Below are 18502 nucleotides of genomic sequence, written 5' to 3' on the forward strand. Positions count from 1 at the left end.
ATAATTTTCAGGATATGTTTATTATGAAAAAAGAATTCAAGCATAAACATTCAGGGACTTAACTTTGGCTTCCATAAACGCAACACTCCGCCAGCCTACCGCTGAGGACGGCTTTGCTCTGAATCAGCTGGTTGCACGCTGCCAGCCGCTGGATACCAACTCGGTGTATTGCAACTTGCTGCAATGTGCCGACTTCGCCGAAACGGCCATCGCGGCCGAGGCAGACGATGGGGATTTGGTCGGATTCATTTCCGGTTACCGCCCGCCTGCCCGGCCAGATACCTTGTTTGTCTGGCAAGTTGCCGTCGATAGCCGCATGCGTGGTCAAGGCCTAGCACTGAAGATGTTGCTTGCCCTGATCGAGCGTGCTCGCGCTGCTGGCGTCACCCGCCTGGAGACAACCATCTCCCCGGGCAACGACGCATCCGAGGCGCTGTTCAAAAAAGCTTTCCGCCTGCTGGGCGCCGAATTCACCACTGATGTGCTGTTTTCCCGCGAGAAGCACTTCAACGGACAGCACGACGACGAAGTTATTTACCGTGCTGGACCCTTTACCCAATCAGTTACTCAATCAGCTCAAGTTTGAGATCAGGAGATACCATGAACAATTTCGAACAGTTTGAAAAAAACGAATCCGATATCCGCAGCTACTGCCGCTCGTTCCCGGTCATCTTCAACCAGGCCCAGGGCGCTGAACTGGTAACCACTGAAGGCAAGCGTTACATCGACTTCCTCGCCGGTGCCGGTACGCTGAACTACGGTCACAACCACCCGGTATTGAAGAAAGCACTGATTCAGTATCTGGAAGAAGACGGCATCACCCACGGTCTGGATATGTATTCCGCGGCCAAAGAGCGCTTTCTGGAGACCTTCAACCGGGTCATCCTTGAGCCACGCGGCTTTGCCAACTACAAGATCCAGTTCAGCGGCCCGACTGGCGCCAACGCAGTAGAAGCTGCGCTGAAACTCGCTCGCAAGGTTACCGGCCGCAACAACATCATCAGCTTCACCAATGGCTTCCATGGCTGCACCATAGGCGCACTGGCGGTAACCGGTAACGGCCACCACCGTGGCGCTGCCGGTGTCCCGCTGACCGACGTCAGCCGTATGCCCTACGCCAACTACTTTGGCGATAAGGTCAACACCATTTCAATGATGGACAAACTGCTGAGCGACCCCAGCAGCGGCATCGACAAGCCTGCCGCAGTTATCGTCGAGGTCGTGCAGGGTGAAGGCGGTCTCAATGCAGCCTCTGCCGAGTGGATGCGCAAGCTGGAAAAACTCTGCCGCAAGCATGAAATGCTGCTGATTGCAGACGACATCCAGGCAGGTTGTGGCCGCACCGGCACCTTCTTCAGCTTTGAAGAAATGGGCATCAAGCCAGACATCATCACTATGTCCAAGTCGCTGAGCGGCTTTGGTCTGCCCTTCGCCATCGTGATCATGCGCAACGAGCTGGACCAGTGGGAGCCAGGCGAGCACAACGGCACCTTCCGTGGCAACAACCACGCCTTCGTTACCGCTGCTGCCGCACTGGAGCACTTCTGGACCAACGGTGAGTTCGCCAAGAGCGTGCAAGCCAAGGGCAAGCTGATCAAGGAACGCATGCAGAAGATCGCTCGCAAGCATGGCCCCGACTCCCTGTTCGTCAAAGGTCGCGGCATGATGGTCGGCATCAGCTGCCCCAATGGCGAGATTGCTTCCGCCATCTGTAAAGAAGCCTTTGCCAACGGCTTGGTTATCGAAACGAGCGGTAATCACAGCCAGGTCGTCAAATGCCTGTGCCCACTGACCATTACCGACGAGCAGATCGACAAGGCTCTGAACATTCTGGACGCGGCCTTTGCCAAGGTCATGGCTGAAGACATCGCCAACCAGGCTTCCTGAAGCCTGGTGTCCTGAACCCCGAATACCCAAGAGGAACCGAATATATGATCGTACGCACACTGGAAGAATGTGAAAACTCGGAACGCCGTGTAACTACCGAGACTTGGGAAAGCACCCGCATGCTGCTCAAGGACGACAACATGGGCTTCTCGTTTCACATCACCACCATCTACGCCAACAAGGAAACCCACATCCACTACAAGAACCATCTTGAGTCGGTTTACTGCATGAGTGGGAACGGCGAGATCGAAACACTGTCGGACGGGAAGGTATATCAGATTCGTCCCGGCACGCTGTACATTCTGGACAAGCACGACGACCACATGCTGCGCGGCGGCACCGAAGACATGAAAATGGCTTGCGTGTTCAACCCACCGATCAGCGGTCGCGAAGTACACGACAAGGACGGCGTATACCCCGTAGATAACACCTAACGAGGTAATGTAGAGGAGGACTTATGACGGTAGCAGCTGACGTATATCCATCGCGACAGCTCAACCAACAACCCCGCTGGCTCGATCGCCTGGATCCGATAATTTACCGGAACCCTTCGAACGACGCCCCTCTCACGGCAGACCAGTTGGCGCGCTTTGAACGCGATGGTTTTCTGGTCTTGCCGGAGTTGTTCAATCAGGATGAAGTCGCGGTTTTCCGTAAAGAGGTAAACCGCTTGCGTAATAACCAGACGGTGCTGGAACAGCCCTCTGCAATACGCGAACCGGACAGCGGCGCTCTGCGCTCACTGTTTGCCATCCACCGCAGCAACGACCTGTTCAAGCGCATTGCCAGCGATGAGCGCATCGCCGGCCCGGCCAGTTACATACTGGGCGGTGAGGTCTATGTTCATCAATCGCGCATGAACCTGAAGCCGGGATTCAAGGGCAAGGAGTTCTACTGGCACTCCGACTTTGAAACCTGGCATGTGGAAGACGGCCTGCCCCGCATGCGTGCGGTGAGCTGTTCGATTCTGCTAACCGACAACACGCCCTACAACGGGCCGCTGATGCTGATTCCGGGATCGCATCGCCACTACATCAGCTGTACTGGTGATACTCCGGATAATCACTACCAGCGCTCTCTGCGCAAGCAGGAACTGGGCGTACCCGATGACAGCAGCCTGAACGATATGGTGGCTGAAGGCGGGATAGAAGCGGTAACCGGCAAAGCCGGGACAGTAGTACTGTTTGATTGCAACACGCTGCATGGCTCGAACAGCAACATCACCCCGAGCCCACGCAGTAATTTGTTTTACGTCTACAACCATGTAGACAACCAACCGGTCGCGCCTTACGGCGAATTGACACCCAGGCCGGACTTTGTCGCGGAACGCGGCCCGGTAGAACCGCTGCAGATAGCACCGCAGCGTTACCGATAACGAGGGCATGAGGCCCTCGACCTGCTGGTGGCAGGACAAGATTCACCAACGACAGAAACCAGGACTATGCATACAGTAGAGAAAATCGGCGGCACATCAATGAGTCGCTTTGAGGAAGTACTGAACAACATTTTCATTGGCCAACGTCAGGGTACTGAACTGTACCAGCGTGTTTTCGTTGTCTCTGCCTACAGCGGTATGACCAACATGCTGCTTGAGCACAAAAAGACCGGGGAGCCCGGCGTGTACGAGCGCTTTGCCGACGCGCACGTCGAAGATGCCTGGCTCGAAGCGCTGGACAACGTACAGAGCGCGATGGTCAGCAAGAACGCCGAGCTGTTCAAGGGCGAGTATGAGCGCCAGGCGGCCGACCGCTTTATCGAAGGCCGCATCAGCGACGTGCGCGATTGCATGGTGAGCCTGCACCAACTGTGCTCCTACGGCCACTTCCAGCTCACCGAACACCTGATGAAGGTGCGTGAGATGCTCGCCTCACTGGGCGAAGCTCACAGTGCCTTCAACACGGTGCTGGCGCTGAAGAAAAAAGGCATCAACGCGCGCCTGGTCGACCTGACCGGCTGGAATCAGAGCGAACCCAAGGCCTTTCAGGATATGGTCAAGGACAGCTTTGATGGCATCGACCTTAGCCGTGAGCTGGTGGTCGCCACCGGTTACACCCATTGCAGCGAAGGCTTGATGAATACCTTTGATCGCGGCTACAGCGAAATCACTTTCGCTCAGATCGCCGCCAGCACCAGTGCGCGCGAGGCGATCATCCACAAGGAGTACCACCTCTCCAGTGCCGACCCGAACCTGGTCGGTGTGGACAAGGTAGTAACCATCGGCCGGACCAATTACGACGTTGCCGACCAGCTGTCCAACCTTGGCATGGAAGCAATACATCCCAAGGCGGCCCGCACGCTGCGCCGCGCCGGCATTCACCTGCGTATCAAGAATGCCTTCGAACCGGATCACGGCGGCACACTGATCAGTCAGGACTACTGCAGCGAGAAACCCTGCGTGGAAATTATCGCCGGTCGCAAGGACGTCTTTGGCCTCGAGGTATTCGATCAGGAAATGCTTGGCGACGTGGGTTACGACCTGGAAATCACCAAGCTGTTGAAGCAGCTCAAGCTGTATGTAGTGAACAAGGATTCCGATGCTAACAGCATCACCTACTATGCCTCCGGCTCACGCAAGATGATCAACCGCGCCTCGCGTCTGATTGAGGAGCGCTATCCGATGGCAGAGGTGAATGTGCACAACATCGCCATCGTGTCGGCCATTGGCTCGGACCTCAAGGTCAAGGGCATACTGGCCAAAACCGTGGCCGCATTGGCAGCGTCCGACATCAGCATCCAGGCGATTCACCAGTCGATCCGTCAAGTCGAGATGCAGTGCATCATCAAGGAAGAAGACTACGATGCCGCGGTGGCGTCGCTGCACTCGGCGCTGATTGAACCGGAAAACCACGGCGACGTGATTGTCGCTGCCTGATTCCGGCTGACGACACTAGCCACGGGCTCGGCAGGTAACTGCCGGGCCCGTGTCGTTTCTGCTTCCCCTCCCCTGCATCGAACAGAAAACTCCGATATAGTCTGGCGAACTACCCAGCGGACATTTGCCCGCGAGCACTGAACAACAAACGCGGGTTCAAGCAGCACCTTATTATACGGAAACGGGAATCGCCTGTGATTGAAGCAGTATGGATTGCTTTCGCCTTCTTGATGGGCCTGGCCACGCGTCAGGTGGGCCTACCACCCTTGATCGGCTATCTCGGCGCCGGCTTCGCACTCTCGGCGCTGGGCACTCAGGTGGGGATTGGTCCAGAAGACAGCGAAATACTGTCCCATATCGCTCACCTGGGCGTGCTACTGCTGCTATTCACTGTAGGACTCAAACTCAAGGTCAAGAACCTGGTTCGCCCCGAGGTCATCGGTGGCAGCTTGCTGCATTTCGGACTGTCCACTGCCCTGCTGCTGGCCGGCCTGCTGTACTTTCTGGAACTGCCCCTGGGCGAGGCAACCCTGCTGGCGATGGCCCTGTCATTCTCCAGTACAGTGCTTGCCGCCAAAGTGCTGGAGAGCAAGCGCGAGCTGCGCGCCTTCCACGGCCGCGTCGCTATTGGCGTGCTGATCATGCAGGACCTGATCGCGCTGGTAGCCATCAGCATCGCCAGCGGCAAAAGCCCTTCTGCGTGGGTACTACTGGTACTGCTCCTGCCGCTGAGCAAGCCGCTGCTGTTCAAACTGCTGGACATGAGCGGCCACGAAGAGCTGATGATCCTGTTGGGCCTTCTGCTGGCCCTAGTAGTCGGCGGTACCGGCTTTGAAGCCCTGGGGCTTAGCTCCGAGCTGGGCGCACTGGCCTTCGGCGCGCTTATGGCCGGGCACAAGCGTGCCGGCGAGTTGTCGCAGTCACTCTGGAGCCTGAAGGAAATCTTTCTGGTCGGCTTCTTCCTGCAGATCGGCCTGGGCGGCCTGCCCGACATGCACGCCGTGGTCTTCGCCCTGGTACTGACGCTGTTGCTGCCGCTCAAGGCGCTGCTGTTCTTCTTCCTCTTCGTCGGCTTCAAGTTGCGCGCGCGCAGCGCCTTCCTCAGCAGTCTCACGCTGGCGAACTACAGCGAGTTCGGCCTGATCATGGCCAGCCTGGTACTACCTCAGTGGCTGATACCCCTGGCCTTGACCGTCGCCTTCTCCTTTCTGCTGTCGGCGCCGCTCAACCGTATCGTGCACTCCATCTATGAGCGCCTATCACCGTATCTGCTGCCCTTCGAGCGCAACATTCGTCATCCAGATGAGCAGCCCATTACCCTGGGCGACGCGCAAATCCTGGTAATGGGCCTCGGGCGAACCGGCCGCGCGGCCTACGACAATCTGTTTGAGCAGGGCTTCAATGTGATCGCGCTGGACTCCGACCCCGTGGCCGTCGACGCCAGCCTGCAGGATGGCCGTAGGGCCCTGTTTGCCGACGCGGAGGACCAGGTGTTCTGGCAAAACCTCGACATGCCCAACATCCACTCGGTGATACTGGCGATGAACGACGCCGAGGCCAAGACCATCGCCGTACAAAAGTTGCGCTCACGCGGCTTCGACGGGCTGATTGTCTCGCACGCCATGTATGAAGATATCGCCCGCCGCATCATCCGTGCGGGTGCTGACCACACCTATCTGACCATGAGCGAGGCCGGCGCCGGCCTCGCCGAACACGTCGCCCGTAGCGCACGAGAGCGCGCCAGCCTGCTAAGCGAAACCGCTGAGCCCGGCCCCGCAAACAACCACAGCTAGCTGAGCAAAGACTGACAAACCTGCTGAGCAGTAAGGCGCGGATGCTCCAGCATGAAACAGTGCCCGCCGGCGGTTTTCTGCGCTGTGCAAACAGCACTGCTGGCAGCGAGGCGCTTCGCGCTGGCCGCTACAAAGGGATAGCTGCGATCTCCATAAATGATATGAGTGGGTGTACTGATGCGCCGCAAACTACGCCACAGTCCGTGCGGCATGGTCATGAACACTTCGGCTTCTCGGCTGGGCCGGCAGCATAGCTCCACCCCGCGCTCCGGATGCTCTCGCAACGCATGCGCGATATGCGCGGCGAAAGCGCTCTCATCCCAACCGCGGAACATGCCGCGATTGTGCAAGCCGGCATGCGCTGCATCGCGATCAGGCCAGCTATCGCGGCGCAAGCGCGCCCGTTTGGCAACCGGATTGTTGTGCAGACCCAGCAGCCCGAGACTACGGCGCAGCGCAATCAAACCCGGCGGAAAGAACACCGGGTCAAGCAATACCGCGCACTTGAACAGCGACGGCTGCGCCGACAGCACCAATGCCGTCAACACGCCACCGAAGCTGTGCCCACAAGCGTAACGCGGGACCTCGCCAAAGCACTGGCGACCAGCTTCGAAAGCTTCCAACGCCAGCTCGGCATTGCGATTCCAGCCAACAAAGCGCTCACCGTGATCACTCTGGCCATGCCCTTGCAAATCACACAGCCAGAGATCGAAGTCGGCGGCCAGCAGCTCCAGCAAGGGTTCATAGCTGCGCGTGCAGAAGCCATTGCCGTGCAGGAAATGCAACAACGGCTTTCCGCTGGGCGGGCTATGCCAGCCGCGCAGGGTAAAACCGGCGCTTGTTTGATGCGCCCAGGGTAACAACTCCATGCCCAATACCCTCTGAGAAAACAGCCAGTCTAAACGCCGTCATCGTACCTGTCAGCGGCAATGACATTTGCTAAGCTGCCGCATCGATTTCAGGAATGCTGACTTATGCTTCAGGTCGACATCGCCGGCGATGGACCAACCCTGGTCTGGGGTCACGGCTTGATGAGCTCGATGGCGCAGGAAAGAGCCCATGGGTGGTTTCATCGTGTAGGTCTGCCATTGCGCCTTCTGCGCTACGACGCCTGCGGCCATGGACAATCAGCGCGCCCGCTGGATGCCGCGCGCTATACCTGGCCGGCACTGGCGACAGACATGCTCGCGGTCGCCTGCCAGCACGCGGGCGAACGCTATGCGCTGGGCGGACATTCACTGGGGTGTGCCAGCGCGTTGCTCGCGGCCCTCAGGGCGCCACAGCAGGTGAGCAAACTGGTCCTAGCCACACCACCCGCCGTGTGGCAGCAACGCGCGGCTCAGCAACAGCGCTACCAGCAGATGATCCGTGTACTGCAAAAGCGGGGGCTGGGCGCACTGGTTCAGACGTCACGCCGCAATCCGGCGCTCCCGGGCTGGCTGCTGCACACGCAACCCGCCGCCGCGATGCCGCAGCTTGAGGCGCTCAGGGACTTTTCCAGTGAACTGCTCATTGCCATATTGCAGGGCGCCATGGCATCCGATCTGCCGCCACCGAAGGAACTGGCAGGCTTGAAGCAGCCCGCACTGATACTGGCGTGGCAAGACGATCCTATCCATCCCTTGGCGAGCGCCGAGCAACTGGCAGACTGTCTGCCGCATGCCGAACTGCGCGTCATTAACTCCGTCCGGGAGCTCAGCCACTGGCCACAACAGATCGCCGAGTTCATCCACCAGTGAAGCAGCCCGGTTTTACTCCAGGCTGTAGTCAATGTTGGTAACCACGCGGATGCGCTTGGTTTCCGGCGTGAACGGATCTACGTCCTCAATAGAAAAATACCCCTGGGACGCGCGTCGTATGCTGCCCACCTCGGCACCGGCATCTCGAGCAAACTGATCGGCCGCCGCGCGCGCATCACGGGTAGCATCTGCAATCATGTCCGGTTTGATGCTGTCGAGTTGCGTGAACAGGAAGCTAGGCTGAAACTCGTAGCTCTGGGTCAGGGCCACCCCGGACTTGACCAGTTCACCCACCGACTGCATGCCCTGCTTGACGCTGTCCACATCGTTGGTGCGCACCAGCACTGTCACCTCAGCCCGGTAGCGATCAGGTGGCAAACTGTTGCCATAGGCATTGGCATGCTGATCGGTAATCTTGGGAACCGACAGCTGAATCTCCGGCTCCTTGAATCCCTTGAGCAACAGAAAAGAACGCACCAGCCCCTGTTGCGTGTCTATGTCATCCTGCAACTGGTCTAGACTATTGCCAGTAAGGGTGAAATTGACCGGCCAAAGCGCCAAATCGGCAGACACTTCGCGCTCCGCCAGTCCTTTGACACTGACAACCCGGTCGGCGCCACGAAACTGCAGCAGCCCGGTTTTCAGGCTGATTGCCATGAAAGCCAGCGATAACGCGATCAACGCAGCGGCAAAAATAGAACCCCAAGCAACACGGGAAGCAGACGGCATAGGTACCTCCAATAAAAAAATCGAACCGGGCAGCAAAAGACGAACATTTGACACCAGGCATTTAACTTACGGGCGTTCCCCCTTAGAATAGCGCCCCGCTGCCATCGCCCGAACTTTCTTTGCTGTATCTCCATCACAATTCAAGGAGCAAAAGTGGATCTCGCGACACTTATTGGCCTTATCGGCGCCATTGGCATCATCGCCGCTTCCATCCTGTTGGGCACCGGCGCGCAGGTTTTCTTCAACGTGCCCTCCTTGCTGATCGTTATCGGCGGCAGTCTTTTCGTGGTATTGGCAAAATTCAACGTCGGGCAGTTCATAGGTGCCATCAAGGTCGCTGGCCGGGCGTTTCGTTTCAAGCTGCCAGACGTTGAAGAAAGCATCACTGAACTGGTGGAGCTAGCCACTGTTTCGCGCAAGCAGGGTCTGCTGGCACTGGAAGACAAGGAAATTTCTGCCGACTTCCTGAAAAGCGGTATCCAACTGCTGATCGACGGCCACCCGCAGGAAACCGTGAAGGCCATTCTCGACAAGGAACGCCTGCTCACGCTGGATCGCAACCGCTGGGGCGCCAAGGTCTTCACTGCGCTGGGTGACGTTGGGCCAGCCATGGGCATGATCGGTACATTGATCGGCCTGGTGCAGATGCTGTCCAACATGGAAGACCCCAAGTCCATTGGTCCGGCAATGGCAGTAGCCCTGCTGACGACCCTGTACGGTGCCATGCTGGCGACCATGATCTGCATCCCCATTGCCGACAAGCTGGCCCTGCGCATGACAGAGGAAGCGCGCATGCAGGAACTGTGGATTGACGCCATTCTGGCCATTCAGGAGGGGACCAACCCCAGGGTAATAGAGCAACTGCTGAGCAGCTATCTGCCACGAGGCAAAGCCGCTAAAGCCGGCGAAGCGGAAGACGCCTGATGGACGGTGAAGACGACAAGCCGGGTATCCCCGCGTGGGTAATGACCTTCGCCGATCTGATGTCACTGCTGATGTGCTTCTTCGTCCTGCTGCTATCGTTCTCCGAGATTGATGCACAAAAGTTCAAGCAGATTGCCGGTGAGCTATCCAAGGCCTTTGGCGTACAACGCGACATACCCGCGCTAGATATTCCCATGGGCACCAGCCCGATCTTTGACAATTTTTCGCCGGGCAAACCCGAGCCGACGCCAGTCGATAGCGTGCGCCAGCAAACCACCGAGGAAGCGCCGCAACTGGAAACGCTGAAAGCGGAAATGGAAGGCAAGCTACAGCAACAAGTCGCCGACACGACCGAGAAGCAGGTTGAAACCAGCGTCGATGCGCTGCGTGACGTGCTGGAGAACGAACTGCAGGAAGGGCGTATTCAGCTGGAACACGATCGCAAGCGCATCGTCATCCGTGTCGAGGAAAAAGGCTCTTTCCCTTCAGGATCGGCGGACATGACCGCCGACTTCGAGGATATGCTCGACAAGATCGCCGACGTTATTGCTCGGCTCCCGGGTGAAATTACTATCGAAGGCCATACCGACGATATTCCGATTCATACCGCCCGTTTCCAGTCGAACTGGGACCTCTCCGCTGCCCGCGCCTCCTCTGTGGCCAACGCCCTGTTGATTGGCGACGCCGTGCAGCCGGAACGGCTCAAGGTTCAGGGTTACGCCGAAACCCGTCCACGCGCGAACAACGATTCATCAGAAAACCGCGCATTGAACCGCCGAGTCGAGATCATTATCGATCTGTCGGGATCGATCGAGGAGTACGAAGCGCAGCTGCGCCGCCTGATGGAAGAGGATCTGGGCGAGCTGATCAAGGACTTGGAGTTGCAGGACAGCCCCAACCCGCAGCCAAGAGCCACCGAGCAACCCTGAGGCTACTTTTTAAGGTCATCCGGAATGGGCGGCTCAGGCATTGGCCCAGGGCGCTTGCCCTGCCCTGCTCGATACTGCCGCAGCTGGAAGACGTACGCCAACACCTGGGCTACCGCCAGATAGAGGCCGGCAGGAATCTCCTGATCCAGCTCGGTACTGTAATACACCGCCCGTGCCAGGGGCGGTGACTCCAGCACAACCACCTCGTTTGCATTGGCTACTTCACGAATCTTCTGCGCTATGAAGTCGGCGCCCTTGGCCAGCACGACGGGAGCCCCGCGGTTCAGCGGATCGTACTTCAGCGCTACCGCAAAGTGGGTCGGGTTGGTTATCACCACATCAGCCTGCGGCACCTTCTCCATCATGCGCCGCTCAGCCATCTCGCGCTGCATCTGGCGAATCTTCGACTTGACCTCAGGTTTGCCTTCGGAGTCCTTGTACTCGTCACGCACTTCCTGCTTGGTCATCATCAGCTTCTGCTTGTTATCCCAGAGCTGAAAGGGCACATCCACAGCCGCGATCAGAATCAGCGATGCTGCCAGGATTAGCAACGCGGTGGCCAACGCCCAGGCGCAATGCACTATGGCCTGTTCCAGCGGCTCCTGTCCCATGGTCAGGAAGTCGTCGGTACGCAAGTGCAGCACCAGCAACGCTACGCTCAGCACCACGAGAAACTTGCCAAGCGCTTTCAGCAGCTCGACCAGCGCCTTTAGCGAGAACATGCGCTTGAGCCCTGACAATGGGTTCATGCGCTCGAACTTGGGCGCCAACGACGAGGCACTGAACAACCAGCCACCGAGCATGATGGGGCCAACAATCGAGGCGACCAGCAAAAAGCCAAACAACGGCGCCAACACCATCAACCCTTCTTTCACCGAGGCAAACAGATGCAGCGCCATGGCATCGGTACCGAACAGCGCGTCACGCTCGAAGGAGAAGTTGAACACCATGATGTCCATCAACTTGCGTACCATACCCGGCCCCAGCATCAGCAACGCCACGGCCGCCACCATGACCACCGCCAGCGTATTAAGCTCCTTGGAGCGCGCAACCTGACCCTTGTCGCGCGACTCCTTGAGCCGTTTCGCCGTGGGCTCTTCTGTTTTTTCCTGACCGCTCTCGGAATCTGCCATCAGCCGGCCCTCACCAGTGCGCGCAACCAGATCAAGGCATTGGAGGCCAGCTCCTGATACTGCCCCAACACGTTACTCAGCAGCACCCAGAGGATGAACAAACCAAATACCAAGGTCAGCGGAAAACCAATGGAAAAGATGTTCAGCTGCGGGGCCGCACGCATCATCACACCAAACGACAAGTTAACGATCAGCAGCGCCGCAATAGCTGGCAAGCCGATCAGAATGGCGGACGCCATCACCCAGGAAAAGCGATAAACCAGCGCTTCAAAGTCGGTCACCGCCAAGGTTTCACCTATCGGCAGGGTGGTAAAGCTTTCAACCAGCACTTCCAGCACCACAAGATGCCCATTCATAGCAAGAAACAGCAGAGTAACCAGCATGGTGAAGACCTGCGCGACCACGGCAACGGAAATACCCATGCTCGGATCGTTCATCGAAGCAAAGCCCAAACCCATCTGCATAGCCACAATCTGACCAGCCAGCACATGAACTTGAAACAGGAGCTGCAAGGAGAAACCCATGGCGGCACCAATCAGTATCTGCTCGGCGATAATTACCCAGGTACTCAAGGACAAGGCATCCAGAGTGGGCACTTGCGGAATCTGCGGCGCGACCAACAGAGTCAAGGCCAGGGCAAAATATAGACGGATGCGAGTAGGCACCAACTGGGTCCCGAACACCGGCATGGTCATCAGCAGACTGGCGATGCGAAACAGCACCCACAGGTAACTGGCGACCCAGCGGCTGAGCTCGGCGCTGGACAACTCCAGCATCAGCCGATCAGCCCTGGAATATTTCGGTACAGGTTGTCGGTAAACTCGATCAACTGGGTGGTCAACCACGGCCCCAGCCAGATCAGGGTCAGAAAGGTGACCAGCAAACGCGGCAGAAAACTCAGGGTCTGCTCGTTGATCTGTGTGGCCGCCTGAAACATGGCCACCACCAGGCCGATGAGCAAGCTCGGCATAACCACTACGGCCACCATAATGCCGGTCAACCACAGCGCCTGACGGAACAGATCAACAGCAACTTCCGGCGTCATCGCAGTTCTCCTAGCTCACCGCAAAGCTGGCCGCCAGGGTGCCGATAATCAGCGCCCAGCCGTCCACCAGTACGAAGAGCATGATCTTGAATGGCAATGAAATAATCAGTGGCGAGAGCATCATCATACCCATGGCCATGAGCACACTGGCCACCACCAAGTCGATAACCAGAAAGGGAATAAAGATCATGAAGCCGATCTGGAACGCGGTTTTCAGCTCGGAGGTCACGAAGGCCGGCACCAGGATATGAAAAGGCACCTCATCCGGGCTGGCCAGATCGGTACGCTTGGCCAAACGCACAAAGAGTTCTAGGTCCGTCTCGCGCGTCTGCGCCAGCATGAATTCACGCATGGGCACGCTAGCGACCTGAATGGCCTCCTGTGCCTGCATCTCTTCATTGATGTAAGGCTGCAATGCCGACTCATTGATGCGCTCGAATACCGGCGCCATGATGAACAGCGTGAGAAACAGCGCCAACCCCACCATGATCTGGCTGGACGGAGTCTGCTGCAGACCCAGCGCCTGACGCAAAATGGCAAAAACGATAATGATCCGCGTGAAGCTGGTCATCATCATCACGAAGGCCGGAATGAAGGTCAGCGCCGACATCAACAGCAAAACCTGCAGGCTGACTGAGTAGGTCTGCTCGCCGTCGGCGTCGGTACTCAGGGTCACCGCTGGCAAGCTCAGCGGATCTGCAGCGGTCTGCGCCCACACAGAGGGTGCGGCGAGTAACAGCAGGAGCCAGGTCCAGCGCATCATGAATCGGCTCCCCGTTTCAGCATCGCCTGCAACTTGCGGGCAAAATCATTGTTGCTGGCGGCAGCCGCAGCCAGGTCGGCCACCGGTTGATCAAACACGTGCAGGGTATTGATCCGTCCCGGTGAGGTACCCAGCAGCATCTGAGTGCCGCCTACGTCCACCAGCAGCAGGCGATCACGCGGGCCGAGCGGCAGGCTGCTGACCAGCTTGATGTGCTGGCCGCCCTGCGGCGCCAACGGTCCGACACGACGCATCAGGTAGCCCAAACCGAAAATCAGCCCCACAACCACTGCCAACCCCAGCCCCAATTGCAGCAACTGGCCGATCAGCGAGCCACCGGAAGCGGCACCCACAGCGGCCACGGCGGGCTCTTCAGCCGCCCAGGCCGCCGCCGCAGGCAGCAGAGCAAGGAATAACAAAGCCCGCAGCATGGCCCGACTCACCGCAACTTCTTGATGCGTTCAGTGGGGCTGATGACATCCGTCAGACGAATACCGAATTTCTCGTTCACCACCACCACTTCACCGTGAGCAATCAGCGTACCGTTGACCTTGACGTCAAGCGGCTCGCCAGCCAGGCGGTCGAGCTCGACCACAGAGCCCTGGTTAAGCTGCAGCAGGTTGCGGATGGTGATGTCAGTGTTGCCCACTTCCATGGAAATTGTGACGGGGATATCCAGGATCACATCCAGGTTGGGGCTGTCACCCGGATCGAATCCTTCATCAACCGCCTTCGCCGGCGCGTTGAACTCTTCCATCGGCATACGTGGCTGCGCGTCATTCTGCGCCAGCATCGCGTCTATATCGTCCTGACTGGCATCCCCCGCCTCGTCCAGCGCGGCCGCCCACTCGTCAGCCAGCGCCTGCTCCTCAGGAGTGACTTCGTCCGGGTTCTTGTCATCAGCCATCGTGCGGTTCCTCTGTTATTGATATGGGTAGGTTGCTGATGTGCGCTTAGCGCGGTCGGGTCAGCGGACCCAGAATCTGCAGCGCCAGGTTGCCCTTGACCGAACCCAGCTTGGCCTTGAACGTCGGTACGCCGTTGGCACAAAGCACCATGTGCTCTGGCAGCTCAACCGGAATCACATCACCTGGTTGCATGCTGAGCAGGTCATTGAGCTTGAGTTGGCTTTTCACCACGGTCGCGGTGAGCGGCACCTTGACGCCGGTGATCTCCTCACGCAAGGCACGTACCCAACGCTCGTCGTGCTCGTCGACATCCGACTGCACGCCCGAATCCAGCACCTCCCGCAAGGGCTCGATCATCGAATAGGGGAAGGTAACGTGCAGGTCGCCACCGCCACCATCCAGTTCAATATGGAAGGTCGAGACCACAACCACTTCGCTGGGGCTGACAATATTGGCCAGCGCCGGGTTGACCTCGGAGTTGACGTACTCGAACTGCACGTCGTGTACCGCCTGCCAGGCTTCCTTCAGATCGACGAAAGCCTGGTCCAATACCATGCGCACCACGCGCAGCTCAGTGGGCGTGAATTCCCGGCCTTCGATTTTGGCGTGGCGACCATCGCCACCAAAGAAGTTATCCACCAGCTTGAACACCAGCTTGGCATCCAGAATGAACAGCGCGGTGCCGCGCAGCGGCTTCATCTTCACCAAGTTAAGGCTGGTCGGCACGTACAACGAGTGCACGTACTCGCCAAACTTCATGACCTGCACCCCCCCAACCGCGACATCGGCCGAACGGCGCATGAGGTTGAACATGCTGATACGGGTATAGCGGGCGAAGCGCTCGTTGATCATCTCCAGCGTAGGCATGCGCCCACGCACGATCCGGTCCTGGCTGGTCAGATCGTAGCTTTTGATCGACCCCGGTTCGCTTTCCAGGTCGGTATCGATGGCACCGTCATCTACCCCGTGCAACAGGGCATCGATTTCATCCTGGGACAGCAGATCCTGTACGGCCATGGAAGCTTCCTATTGCAGAACCATATTGGTAAAAAGCACCGACTCGATCACCGGGTCGCCCACTTCCTTCTCCAGCAGCGCCTTAACGGCCAGACTGGCTTTCTCGCGCAATGCTTCCTTGCCCTCAGGACTCATCAGGGTGGAAAACTCTTCGCTGCCAAACAGCATTACCAGTTGATTGCGGATCAACGGCAGGTGCTGATTGAGCTTGGCCATGCCTTCGGCGTTACGCCCCATCAGCACAACACTGACCTGCATGTAACGTTGCCGACCGCTATCGGTGTAGTTGACCACGAAAGGCGGCTCCAGCGCCTGATACAGCGCCACCTGCTTGACCGGCTCGGCCGGCTCTTGCTCAGCGGCCTCTTCGTCATCACCCGACAGCAGAAAGTAGGCCACGCCGCCCGCTGACAGCAACAGCGCCAGCAGCCCTATACCGACCAGTATGAAAAGTTTCTTGCGGCTCTTGGCAGGTTTTTCCTGCCCGTCTTCTGTCGCGTTCTTATCTGCTTGTTTCGCCATGACAATATTCCGTCACTCCAGCGGGATTTTCCCTGTTTCCAGGGCTGATGCATTGAGCGTGCCAGCTCATGCCTGCGTGGCCCGACTGCTCGCAGGATAGCGCAGGCGCAAGGCTCGCGCTCGGCTGCCAGGGCCGGTTCGGCATAGAATAAAGGGAAAGCGGGTAAATGTCTTTGCCAGCCCACCGGCTGTCGGCAGACTGGCGCGCCTCGGGGACGTCGCAGATGTCAGGCCCGGCAGCGCGGGCCTGAGAGCCTAGGCGTAGTAATCCACCAACCTGCTATTGGCCGCGATGCTTTGCGCAGCAGCCATTGGCAGCTCGTCTTCACTACCCAGTTGAGCTGCACCGTTCGCCAAACTACCGCCACGACCACTGCCCTCACCACCGGCAAAGCTACTGCGCGGCTCGCTACCTGATTGTTGACCGCTGTTGCCATCGGATACCGAGACATCGAGCTGATCAACACCCTGCTGGGAAAACATCTCACGCAAGCGATGCACCTGACCTTCCAGTGCCTCGCGCACGCCCGGATTCTGACTGACGAATTGCACCTGATGCTCAAGGCCGCGGGTCTGAATCTTGATCTCCAGTGGCCCCAGCTCGGCAGGGTCGAGCTGAATCTCAACGCTCTTCAGGTTCTGGCTGGACATCCACATGACCTTATTGACCACCGATTCACTCCAGCCGCTCTGGCCAAAGGGAACGGTAGCGGCTTGCGCAGCAGCGGCGACAGGCCGTTGGGTCAGGGCATTCTGCGCAGCATTGGCGGCAGTACTCGCCCTATCTTGTCCAGCCAGTGCGTCTATCGCATTGCTATCCGGTTTGCCTGGTTCGCGTCCCTTCTGCTCGGCCAAACGTGCCGCGGCAAATCCCGGCGCTTCCATGCTGGCAACCAGACTGGCAACACGCTGGCTTTGTTGCGGCTGATCAGCCGAGTTGGTCTGCCTGGACTGATTGAGCAGCTTGTCGTCACCGTCCGCGACCACCGCCTTGCCTTTGCTGGTCGTGTCATCGCTGCTGACGGCCCGGCCAGCGACCTCCTCAGTGTTCGCCTCGCCCGTCATCGCGGCGCGCAGTTGGGCCAGCATGTCCGGCGAGCTCAGGGTACCGACAGCAGCCGGAATCACCTTATCTCCAGGCAGGCCAGTGCTGACTTCAGTGGCAGCAAGCTGTTGCCTGTTTTGATCCACCAGCGCGCCAGGCACGTGTGGCAAGGTAGAGGCCAGAGCCACCTCGGCCTCAGCCACACTACCGGATGCGGCGGCCTCGTCCCGCGGCAGCTGCGCCAACCATTGCTGCCATTGGCTGCTCAAACCGGCAAGTAGATCCAGAGCCTCCTGCTCGGTTGGGTCATCTGCCACAGCCGCCGCGGCCACGTCATCGTCACCGCCCACGGAGGACTGCGTTGAGGTTTCCAGCATGGCCAACTTTTGCAGCCAGCCCTTTATCTCGACCGGCAAGCTATTGCCGTCGGCGGCAAACTCGGGCGGCGCCTCTTCGGTGCCCATGGCGTCTGCCTGCAATTGATTCAGCTGGCTGAACAGTGCTTTGAGTTCCGACGGCTTTTGCGCTGCAAGAATCGAAGAGAAGGCACCAAACCCTTCTGTTTCGCCGCTTTCGCCCCGCGTGGCGTTCAACCCAGCGAATGTGTCTCGTGGCATTTCAGCGCCCATCAGCGCCAGCAGATTTTGCCCAATTGGCATGATTGAATCTCCACCCCGGTCTGCAAGAATCCTTGCGTTTGCAAGCAACTTGCAATGCGCGGGCCAACCGGGTGGATTGTTAGCAGGAAAGAATGGCTTGCAGGCGGGTAAAGCGCTCGCGAATGCGCGAGTAGCTGCTGGAGGCGGCCTCAGCGTCGCCCTGCAGGGCGGCTTTCTCGGCATTCAGGCAGGCCTGCTCCAGCGCCAGCGCGCCCATGTTGCCGCAGCTGCCCTTGAAGCTGTGCGCCGCCTGCCGGAAGGCTTCCAGATCGTCAGTGACCAGCGCCTCACGCAGCTGAGTCAGCCTTACATTGGCATCGGCCAGGAAGGTTTCCAGTAACAGGGGATAATCTTCCTGCATCAAGTCACGCAGCGCGTCCAGTGCAGCGTTATCGACATCCGGAAACTGATCTGACATACGCAAAAAACTCTATGACGGAATGAGTTGGCGTTCCTTCGGCCGCAGCGCACGACGAAAAAACAGCTAGCAAAGCAGTAACAGCCTAACAGACGGCCCTGCTGAGAAGCCCGCCGGAT

The 18502-nt window shown here is 58.6% G+C and carries 21 protein-coding genes; 9 read left to right on the top strand and 12 right to left on the bottom strand.

Features of this window, described 5'->3' with window-relative positions; translation table 11 throughout:
* The first annotated feature begins 64 nt into the window (after window positions 1-64).
* The 6 genes from ectA to V7747_RS13910 all read left to right on the top strand — a co-directional run bounded on the left by ectA (window position 65) and on the right by V7747_RS13910 (window position 6552).
* Entirely contained in the window at window positions 65-586 is a 522-nt protein-coding gene (gene ectA, locus V7747_RS13885) for a diaminobutyrate acetyltransferase (RefSeq protein ID WP_335616617.1), read from the top strand.
* A 14-nt stretch (window positions 587-600) separates the two neighbouring features.
* Window positions 601-1887, top strand: coding sequence for a diaminobutyrate--2-oxoglutarate transaminase (gene ectB, locus V7747_RS13890; protein ID WP_335616618.1), 1287 nt, complete (start codon window positions 601-603; stop codon window positions 1885-1887).
* 44 nt (window positions 1888-1931) lie between these two features.
* A complete protein-coding gene (locus tag V7747_RS13895; protein WP_092284954.1) occupies window positions 1932-2321 on the top strand; it encodes an ectoine synthase in 390 nt (129 codons plus the stop codon).
* Window positions 2322-2344: 23 nt separating this feature from the next.
* Window positions 2345-3262 carry an ectoine hydroxylase gene (thpD, locus tag V7747_RS13900; RefSeq protein ID WP_335616619.1) on the top strand — a complete coding sequence of 306 codons (918 nt, stop codon included), beginning with the start codon at window positions 2345-2347 and terminating at the stop codon, window positions 3260-3262.
* Between the two features lie 66 nt (window positions 3263-3328).
* Window positions 3329-4759 carry an aspartate kinase gene (locus V7747_RS13905; protein WP_092284958.1) on the top strand — a complete coding sequence of 477 codons (1431 nt, stop codon included), beginning with the start codon at window positions 3329-3331 and terminating at the stop codon, window positions 4757-4759.
* A gap of 194 nt (window positions 4760-4953) precedes the next feature.
* The gene (locus tag V7747_RS13910; protein WP_335616620.1) at window positions 4954-6552 is read left to right on the top strand and encodes a cation:proton antiporter family protein; all 1599 of its coding nucleotides are present in this window, start codon (window positions 4954-4956) and stop codon (window positions 6550-6552) included.
* Here V7747_RS13910 and V7747_RS13915 read toward each other — a convergent pair.
* Complete coding sequence (locus tag V7747_RS13915) at window positions 6549-7421, bottom strand: alpha/beta fold hydrolase (protein WP_335616621.1); 873 nt, start codon at window positions 7419-7421, stop codon at window positions 6549-6551. The two genes, V7747_RS13910 and V7747_RS13915, sit on opposite strands and share 4 nt — an antisense overlap.
* A 105-nt stretch (window positions 7422-7526) precedes the next feature.
* Here V7747_RS13915 and V7747_RS13920 point away from each other — a divergent pair, with 105 nt between their 5' ends.
* Window positions 7527-8291, top strand: coding sequence for an alpha/beta fold hydrolase (locus V7747_RS13920; protein WP_335616622.1), 765 nt, complete (start codon window positions 7527-7529; stop codon window positions 8289-8291).
* A gap of 12 nt (window positions 8292-8303) precedes the next feature.
* Here V7747_RS13920 and V7747_RS13925 read toward each other — a convergent pair whose 3' ends face one another.
* The gene (locus tag V7747_RS13925) at window positions 8304-9020 is read right to left on the bottom strand and encodes an SIMPL domain-containing protein (RefSeq protein WP_335616623.1); all 717 of its coding nucleotides are present in this window, start codon (window positions 9018-9020) and stop codon (window positions 8304-8306) included.
* A 153-nt stretch (window positions 9021-9173) separates the two neighbouring features.
* On the opposite strand from V7747_RS13925, the gene pomA reads away from it, so the two are divergent.
* Together pomA and V7747_RS13935 are read left to right on the top strand one after the other, a co-directional pair.
* Entirely contained in the window at window positions 9174-9944 is a 771-nt protein-coding gene (gene pomA / locus V7747_RS13930) for a flagellar motor protein PomA (RefSeq protein ID WP_335616624.1), read from the top strand.
* Window positions 9944-10873 carry a flagellar motor protein MotB gene (locus tag V7747_RS13935; protein ID WP_335616625.1) on the top strand — a complete coding sequence of 310 codons (930 nt, stop codon included), beginning with the start codon at window positions 9944-9946 and terminating at the stop codon, window positions 10871-10873. The genes pomA and V7747_RS13935 overlap by 1 nt, the downstream gene beginning before the upstream one ends.
* 2 nt (window positions 10874-10875) lie before the next feature.
* Here V7747_RS13935 and flhB read toward each other — a convergent pair whose 3' ends face one another.
* The 10 genes from flhB to V7747_RS13985 all read right to left on the bottom strand — a co-directional run bounded on the left by flhB (window position 10876) and on the right by V7747_RS13985 (window position 18383).
* On the bottom strand, window positions 10876-12006 hold the full coding sequence (flhB, locus tag V7747_RS13940; RefSeq protein ID WP_335616626.1) for a flagellar biosynthesis protein FlhB: 1131 nt from the start codon (window positions 12004-12006) through the stop codon (window positions 10876-10878).
* Window positions 12006-12782 (bottom strand): flagellar biosynthetic protein FliR, encoded by a 777-nt coding sequence (gene fliR, locus V7747_RS13945; RefSeq protein WP_335616627.1) that lies wholly within the window; start codon window positions 12780-12782, stop codon window positions 12006-12008. Before fliR ends, flhB begins: the two co-directional genes overlap by 1 nt.
* Window positions 12782-13051 (bottom strand): flagellar biosynthesis protein FliQ, encoded by a 270-nt coding sequence (gene fliQ, locus V7747_RS13950; RefSeq protein WP_335610501.1) that lies wholly within the window; start codon window positions 13049-13051, stop codon window positions 12782-12784. The genes fliR and fliQ overlap by 1 nt, the downstream gene beginning before the upstream one ends.
* A 10-nt stretch (window positions 13052-13061) precedes the next feature.
* On the bottom strand, window positions 13062-13814 hold the full coding sequence (gene fliP, locus V7747_RS13955) for a flagellar type III secretion system pore protein FliP (protein WP_335616628.1): 753 nt from the start codon (window positions 13812-13814) through the stop codon (window positions 13062-13064).
* Window positions 13811-14245, bottom strand: a complete 435-nt coding sequence (gene fliO / locus V7747_RS13960) for a flagellar biosynthetic protein FliO (protein ID WP_335616629.1) — start codon at window positions 14243-14245, stop codon at window positions 13811-13813. Before fliO ends, fliP begins: the two co-directional genes overlap by 4 nt.
* A gap of 8 nt (window positions 14246-14253) precedes the next feature.
* Window positions 14254-14721 carry a flagellar motor switch protein FliN gene (fliN, locus tag V7747_RS13965; protein ID WP_335616630.1) on the bottom strand — a complete coding sequence of 156 codons (468 nt, stop codon included), beginning with the start codon at window positions 14719-14721 and terminating at the stop codon, window positions 14254-14256.
* Window positions 14722-14767: 46 nt separating this feature from the next.
* On the bottom strand, window positions 14768-15739 hold the full coding sequence (gene fliM / locus V7747_RS13970; protein WP_092284982.1) for a flagellar motor switch protein FliM: 972 nt from the start codon (window positions 15737-15739) through the stop codon (window positions 14768-14770).
* A 9-nt stretch (window positions 15740-15748) separates the two neighbouring features.
* The gene (locus V7747_RS13975; RefSeq protein ID WP_335616631.1) at window positions 15749-16261 is read right to left on the bottom strand and encodes a flagellar basal body-associated FliL family protein; all 513 of its coding nucleotides are present in this window, start codon (window positions 16259-16261) and stop codon (window positions 15749-15751) included.
* Window positions 16262-16516: 255 nt separating this feature from the next.
* Window positions 16517-17965, bottom strand: coding sequence for a flagellar hook-length control protein FliK (locus tag V7747_RS13980; RefSeq protein WP_335616632.1), 1449 nt, complete (start codon window positions 17963-17965; stop codon window positions 16517-16519).
* A 79-nt stretch (window positions 17966-18044) separates the two neighbouring features.
* The gene (locus tag V7747_RS13985; RefSeq protein WP_335616633.1) at window positions 18045-18383 is read right to left on the bottom strand and encodes an Hpt domain-containing protein; all 339 of its coding nucleotides are present in this window, start codon (window positions 18381-18383) and stop codon (window positions 18045-18047) included.
* Between the last annotated feature and the right edge of the window lie 119 nt (window positions 18384-18502).

Source organism: Halopseudomonas sp. (genome assembly GCF_036960865.1).
Lineage (GTDB): Bacteria > Pseudomonadota > Gammaproteobacteria > Pseudomonadales > Pseudomonadaceae > Halopseudomonas.

What these genes read in the sequence shown, in the direction of transcription:
- ectB (WP_335616618.1), top strand. Translation starts at nt 601, where the DNA reads ATGAACAATTTCGAACAGTTTGAAAAAAACGAATCCGATATCCGCAGC.
- V7747_RS13895 (WP_092284954.1), top strand. Translation starts at nt 1,932, where the DNA reads ATGATCGTACGCACACTGGAAGAATGTGAAAACTCGGAACGCCGTGTA.
- thpD (WP_335616619.1), top strand. Translation starts at nt 2,345, where the DNA reads ATGACGGTAGCAGCTGACGTATATCCATCGCGACAGCTCAACCAACAA.
- V7747_RS13905 (WP_092284958.1), top strand. Translation starts at nt 3,329, where the DNA reads ATGCATACAGTAGAGAAAATCGGCGGCACATCAATGAGTCGCTTTGAG.
- V7747_RS13915 (WP_335616621.1), bottom strand. Translation starts at nt 7,421, where the DNA reads ATGGAGTTGTTACCCTGGGCGCATCAAACAAGCGCCGGTTTTACCCTG.
- V7747_RS13920 (WP_335616622.1), top strand. Translation starts at nt 7,527, where the DNA reads ATGCTTCAGGTCGACATCGCCGGCGATGGACCAACCCTGGTCTGGGGT.
- V7747_RS13925 (WP_335616623.1), bottom strand. Translation starts at nt 9,020, where the DNA reads ATGCCGTCTGCTTCCCGTGTTGCTTGGGGTTCTATTTTTGCCGCTGCG.
- V7747_RS13935 (WP_335616625.1), top strand. Translation starts at nt 9,944, where the DNA reads ATGGACGGTGAAGACGACAAGCCGGGTATCCCCGCGTGGGTAATGACC.
- flhB (WP_335616626.1), bottom strand. Translation starts at nt 12,006, where the DNA reads ATGGCAGATTCCGAGAGCGGTCAGGAAAAAACAGAAGAGCCCACGGCG.
- fliR (WP_335616627.1), bottom strand. Translation starts at nt 12,782, where the DNA reads ATGCTGGAGTTGTCCAGCGCCGAGCTCAGCCGCTGGGTCGCCAGTTAC.
- fliQ (WP_335610501.1), bottom strand. Translation starts at nt 13,051, where the DNA reads ATGACGCCGGAAGTTGCTGTTGATCTGTTCCGTCAGGCGCTGTGGTTG.
- fliP (WP_335616628.1), bottom strand. Translation starts at nt 13,814, where the DNA reads ATGATGCGCTGGACCTGGCTCCTGCTGTTACTCGCCGCACCCTCTGTG.
- fliO (WP_335616629.1), bottom strand. Translation starts at nt 14,245, where the DNA reads ATGCTGCGGGCTTTGTTATTCCTTGCTCTGCTGCCTGCGGCGGCGGCC.
- fliN (WP_335616630.1), bottom strand. Translation starts at nt 14,721, where the DNA reads ATGGCTGATGACAAGAACCCGGACGAAGTCACTCCTGAGGAGCAGGCG.
- fliM (WP_092284982.1), bottom strand. Translation starts at nt 15,739, where the DNA reads ATGGCCGTACAGGATCTGCTGTCCCAGGATGAAATCGATGCCCTGTTG.
- V7747_RS13975 (WP_335616631.1), bottom strand. Translation starts at nt 16,261, where the DNA reads ATGGCGAAACAAGCAGATAAGAACGCGACAGAAGACGGGCAGGAAAAA.
- V7747_RS13980 (WP_335616632.1), bottom strand. Translation starts at nt 17,965, where the DNA reads ATGCCAATTGGGCAAAATCTGCTGGCGCTGATGGGCGCTGAAATGCCA.
- V7747_RS13985 (WP_335616633.1), bottom strand. Translation starts at nt 18,383, where the DNA reads ATGTCAGATCAGTTTCCGGATGTCGATAACGCTGCACTGGACGCGCTG.